Source organism: Hydrogenophaga sp., from assembly GCF_051007235.1.
Lineage (GTDB): Bacteria > Pseudomonadota > Gammaproteobacteria > Burkholderiales > Burkholderiaceae_C > Hydrogenophaga.
The window spans coordinates 1-4,308 of record NZ_JBPCSJ010000257.1 but is presented as its reverse complement, the minus strand read 5'-3'; the positions used below and the strand labels follow the sequence as shown (position 1 = coordinate 4,308).

The 4,308-nt window shown below is 67.9% G+C and carries 5 protein-coding genes; 4 read left to right on the top strand and 1 reads right to left on the bottom strand.

Annotated features, from left to right (window positions below; genetic code table 11):
* Positions 1 to 108 precede the first annotated feature (108 nt).
* On the bottom strand, positions 109 to 870 hold the full coding sequence (locus ACR2JA_RS09275) for a FadR/GntR family transcriptional regulator (protein WP_434008806.1): 762 nt from the start codon (positions 868 to 870) through the stop codon (positions 109 to 111).
* Between the two features lie 143 nt (positions 871 to 1,013).
* Here ACR2JA_RS09275 and ACR2JA_RS09270 point away from each other — a divergent pair, with 143 nt between their 5' ends.
* The 4 genes from ACR2JA_RS09270 to ACR2JA_RS09255 form a co-directional block, all read left to right on the top strand.
* A complete protein-coding gene (locus ACR2JA_RS09270) occupies positions 1,014 to 1,826 on the top strand; it encodes an NAD-dependent epimerase/dehydratase family protein (protein ID WP_434008805.1) in 813 nt (270 codons plus the stop codon).
* 111 nt (positions 1,827 to 1,937) lie between these two features.
* Complete coding sequence (locus ACR2JA_RS09265) at positions 1,938 to 2,861, top strand: SMP-30/gluconolactonase/LRE family protein (RefSeq protein WP_434008804.1); 924 nt, start codon at positions 1,938 to 1,940, stop codon at positions 2,859 to 2,861.
* A gap of 52 nt (positions 2,862 to 2,913) precedes the next feature.
* Positions 2,914 to 3,888 (top strand): TRAP transporter substrate-binding protein, encoded by a 975-nt coding sequence (locus ACR2JA_RS09260; RefSeq protein WP_434008803.1) that lies wholly within the window; start codon positions 2,914 to 2,916, stop codon positions 3,886 to 3,888.
* A gap of 146 nt (positions 3,889 to 4,034) precedes the next feature.
* Positions 4,035 to 4,308, top strand: a 274-nt coding sequence (locus ACR2JA_RS09255; protein ID WP_434008802.1) for a TRAP transporter small permease, incomplete at its 3' end; no start/stop codon positions are given.

The window sequence follows — 4,308 nt, the reverse complement described above, 5'->3', positions numbered from 1 at the left end:
GGTGGGAGTAGTCAACAGTTGTCTGACAACTAAGAACGATAAAGCAAGAAGGCGGGGGAGTTGCGGCGTCGGGACAAAACCCGCCCCGCGCCGGGCCGTGAACAGGGCCTAGTGGGCGGCACCGTTCTCGCTGGCCTGGGCGCGACGCAGGCGTTCGCGGCTGTTGGCCAGGTGGGTGCGCATGGCGGCGCGGGCGGCCTCGGCATCGCGGTCGCGCACCGCGCGGTAGATGCTCTCGTGCTCGTGGTGCACACGCTCCAGGTAGGCCAGTCGGCCCTCGGGCGCGTCGCCCGCGGTCTTGAGCCGCGTGCGCGGAATGATCATGGTGCCCAGGTAGGTCATGAGATCGGCGAAGTGCCGGTTGCCGGTGGCGCGCGCCACCTCCATGTGGAACTGGAAGTCCGACGGCACAGCGTCGGAATCGGCGCGGATGGCGGCTTCAAACGCCCCCAGCGCCGCGCCCATGGCGGCTAGGCTGGCCTCGTCCCGCCGCTGGGCGGCCAGGCTGGCGGCCTCGCTCTCCAGGCTGATGCGCAGCTCCAGCAGCGAGATCACGTCGGCGACGGTGGCGAAGTCTTCGGGTGCGATGCGGAAGTTGGGCTCGGCCGCGCGCGGCGCGATCACGAAGGTGCCGATGCCGTGCCGCGTCTCGACCCGCCCGGCCGCCTGCAGGCGCGAAATGGCCTCGCGCACCACGGTGCGACTGACCTCGAAACGCGCCATCAGCGCCGACTCGGTGGGCAGCTTGTCGCCGGGGTTCAGGCGCCCGCCCTGCATGTCGGCTTCGAGCGCGGACACGATCTCGGGCACCAGGCCGCGGGGTCGGCGGGCACGGGCGGCGGCATCACCTAGGGTTTTCACGGAGAGCATCGATTTTTCCTTGACACCTCGGGGTGGGGTTCACACAATCGCGGTCCAGTTGTCAGACAACGTATGACAGACATCTCGATTTGAGCGAACTGTAGCAAAGGCCCGGACGGCTGTCCAAGCGTTTTCGCAAACCTCACCACACCATGACCTCTGCCCTGAAAACCCACCACCGCATCCTGCTGACCGGCGCCGCCGGCGGCCTGGGCACCGCCCTGCGCGAGCGCCTGAAGGCCAACTGCGACGTGCTGCGCCTGTCGGACAAGAACGCCTTCGGCGACGCCCAGGCGGGCGAAGAGATCGCCCTGGCCGACCTGGCCGACGCTGCGGCGGTGGATGCGGCGGTGGCCGGGTGTGACGCCATCGTGCACCTGGGCGGCATTTCGGTGGAGGCGCCGTTCGAGGCGATCCTGCAGGCCAACATCCTGGGCGTGTACCACCTCTACGAAGCCGCCCGCCGGCACGGCGTCAAGCGCGTGGTGTTCGCCAGCTCCAACCACGTGGTGGGCTTCTACAAGCAGAGCGAAACCATCACGGCCGACCACCCGCCGCGCCCCGACGGCTTCTATGGCCTGAGCAAGGCCTACGGCGAAGACCTCTCGCGCTTCTACTTCGACCGCTACGGCATCGAGACCGCCTGCGTGCGCATCGGCTCGTCGTTCCCCGAACCGAAGGACCGCCGCATGCTCGCCACCTGGCTGAGCTTCGACGATCTGCACCGCCTGATCGGCGCCTGCCTGTCCACCCCGGTGCTGGGCCACAGCATCGTGTTCGGCATGTCCAACAACGCGGTGACCTGGTGGGACAACAGCCGGGCCCGGCACATCGGCTACGTGCCCCAGGACAGCTCGGACGTGTTCCGCGACGCGGTGTTCGCCCGCACCGCCGCACCCGACCTGAACGACCCGGTCGCCATTTACCAGGGCGGCGGCTTCGTGGTCGCCGACCCGAACAAATGAACACCCCCCTGCGCCGCTTCGCGTCTTCCCCCCGAGGGGACCACACCGACGGCCTGGCAAAGCCAGTTCCGTGGTGTGTGCTGGAACAAACCCTTCTGCATCGTCATTGACATGAGCTCCCAACAAGCCGAACTGCTGCTGGACGTGCGCAACGGCGTGGGCGAAAGCCCCGTCTGGGACAGCGCGCGCCAGAGCCTGTGGTGGGTGGACATCCCCGGCCAGGCGCTGTGGTGCTGGAGCAGCGTCAGCGGCCAGGCCCGGCAGTGGCCGACGCCCGAGCAGACCGGCTGCATCGCATTGGCCGCGGGCAGCGACGCCCTGCCCCACGGCCAGTGGATCGCGGCCATGACCACCGGCGTGGCACGCCTGACGCCGCAGACCGACGGCACGTTGACCAGCGAATGGATCGCCCGGGTGAACCACCCGCAGACCGGCATGCGCTTCAACGACGGCCGCTGCGACCGCCAGGGCCGCCTGCGCGCCGGCACCATGGTGGCCGACATGTCGCTGGCCGCCCCTTCGGGCAGCCTCTACGCATTCGATGCACCCGGCCAGCTGCGCGGCCTGGAGGCTGGCTACATCACCCCCAACGGCATGGCCTTCAGCCCCGATGGCCGCACGATGTATGTGTCGGACTCGCACCCGAACCGCCAGACCGTGTGGGCCTTCGACTACGACACCGACACCGGCACGCCGCACGACCGCCGGATGTTCATCGACTTCAAGCCCCTGCCCGGCCGGCCCGACGGCGCCGCGGTGGACGAAGACGGCGGCTACTGGATCTGCGGCAACGACGCCGGTCTGGTGCACCGCTTCACGCCCGACGGCCGGCTCGACCGCTCGCTGGCCGTACCGGTCAAGAAACCGGCCATGTGCGCCTTCGGCGGCGCCGGGCTCGACACCCTGTTCGTCACGTCCATCCGGCCCGGCGGTGATCTGAGCGATCAGCCGCTGGCGGGTGGCGTGTTTGCACTGCGTCCAGGCGTGAGGGGCCTGGACGAGCCGCGCTGCGCCATCGGAGCCGCCAGCACCTGACGCACCGGCACTGTTTTCCCACCTCAACCCAACCACCCCAACGGAGACTCTGATGAAACTGCAACGCCGACTGATCGCCAGCATGGCCCTGGCCGCCCTTCTGCCCCTGACCGCCCAGGCCCAGACCGTGCTGAAGTCGCACGACACCCACCCCGCCGGCTACCCCACCGTGGTCGCCGTGGAGAACATGGGCAAGAAGCTCGACGCCGCCACACAAGGCCGTATCAAGGTGCAGATGTTCCCCGGCGCCGTGCTGGGCCAGGAAAAAGAGGCCGTGGAACAGGTGCAACTGGGCGCCATCCAGATGGCCCGCATCTCCCTGGGCGTGATCGGCCCGGTGGTGCCCGAAGTGGACGTGTTCAACATGCCTTTCGTGTTCCGCGACATCAAGCACATGCGCGCCGTGATCGACGGCCCCATCGGCGACGAACTGCTGGCCAAGGTCACGGCCAGCCCGGCGCGCCTGGTGGGCCTGGGCTGGATGGACGGCGGCGCCCGCAGCCTCTACACCAAGAAGCCGGTACGCACCCCCGCTGATCTGAAGGGCCAGAAGGTCCGCATGATGGGCAACCCGCTGTTCGTGGACACCATGAACGCCATGGGCGGCAACGGCATCGCCATGGCCTACGGCGAGGTGTTCACCTCGCTGCAGACCGGCGTGATCGACGGCGCGGAAAACAACCCGCCGAGCTACTTCACGGCCAACCACTACAACACCCCGGCCAAGTACTACAGCCAGACCAACCACCTGATCATCCCCGAGATCCTGGTGATGTCCAAGGTGGCCTGGGACAAGCTGACCCCGGCCGACCAGGCGCTGGTGAAGAAGCTGGCGCGCGAGGCCCAGATGGAACAGCGCGCGTTGTGGGACAAGAGCGTCGAGGAGTACTCGGCCAAGCTCAAGTCCGCTGGCGTCGAGTTCATCAACATCGACAACAAGCCTTTCTTTGACGCCACCGCCCCGGTGCGCGCCAAGTACGGCGCCAAGCATGTGGATCTGATGAACCGCATCGCGGCGGTGAAGTAACTCCCCCCTGCGCCGCTTCGCGGCTTCCCCCCGGAGGGGGGACCACACCTGAGGCCCGGCGAAGCCGGCTCCTCGGTGTGTGCTGGACGCACGCGCTGCCTCACCTCCAGCTGGCCGCCCCCCCTGTGTCACTCAAGAGCTTGTTCATGAGCCACTCCTCACACAGCGGACACCCTGTCTCGCGCTTTCTCGACTCGGTCTATCTGGCCTGCATCTGGGTCGCGGGGGCTTGCATCTTTTTCATGTCGCTCTTCATTCCCTGGGGCATTTTTTCGCGCTACGTGCTGGGCACGGGGGCGCAGTGGCCCGAGCCGATTTCCATTTTGCTGATGGTGGTGTTCACCTTCCTGGGCGCCGCGTGCAGCTACCGCGCCGGGGGCCACATCGCCGTCGAGATGGTCACGCAGCGCCTGCCGTCGT

Coding starts and splice junctions, on each gene's coding strand:
- ACR2JA_RS09260 (WP_434008803.1), top strand. CDS start 2,914: ATGAAACTGCAACGCCGACTGATCGCCAGCATGGCCCTGGCCGCCCTT.
- ACR2JA_RS09275 (WP_434008806.1), bottom strand. CDS start 870: ATGCTCTCCGTGAAAACCCTAGGTGATGCCGCCGCCCGTGCCCGCCGA.
- ACR2JA_RS09265 (WP_434008804.1), top strand. CDS start 1,938: ATGAGCTCCCAACAAGCCGAACTGCTGCTGGACGTGCGCAACGGCGTG.
- ACR2JA_RS09270 (WP_434008805.1), top strand. CDS start 1,014: ATGACCTCTGCCCTGAAAACCCACCACCGCATCCTGCTGACCGGCGCC.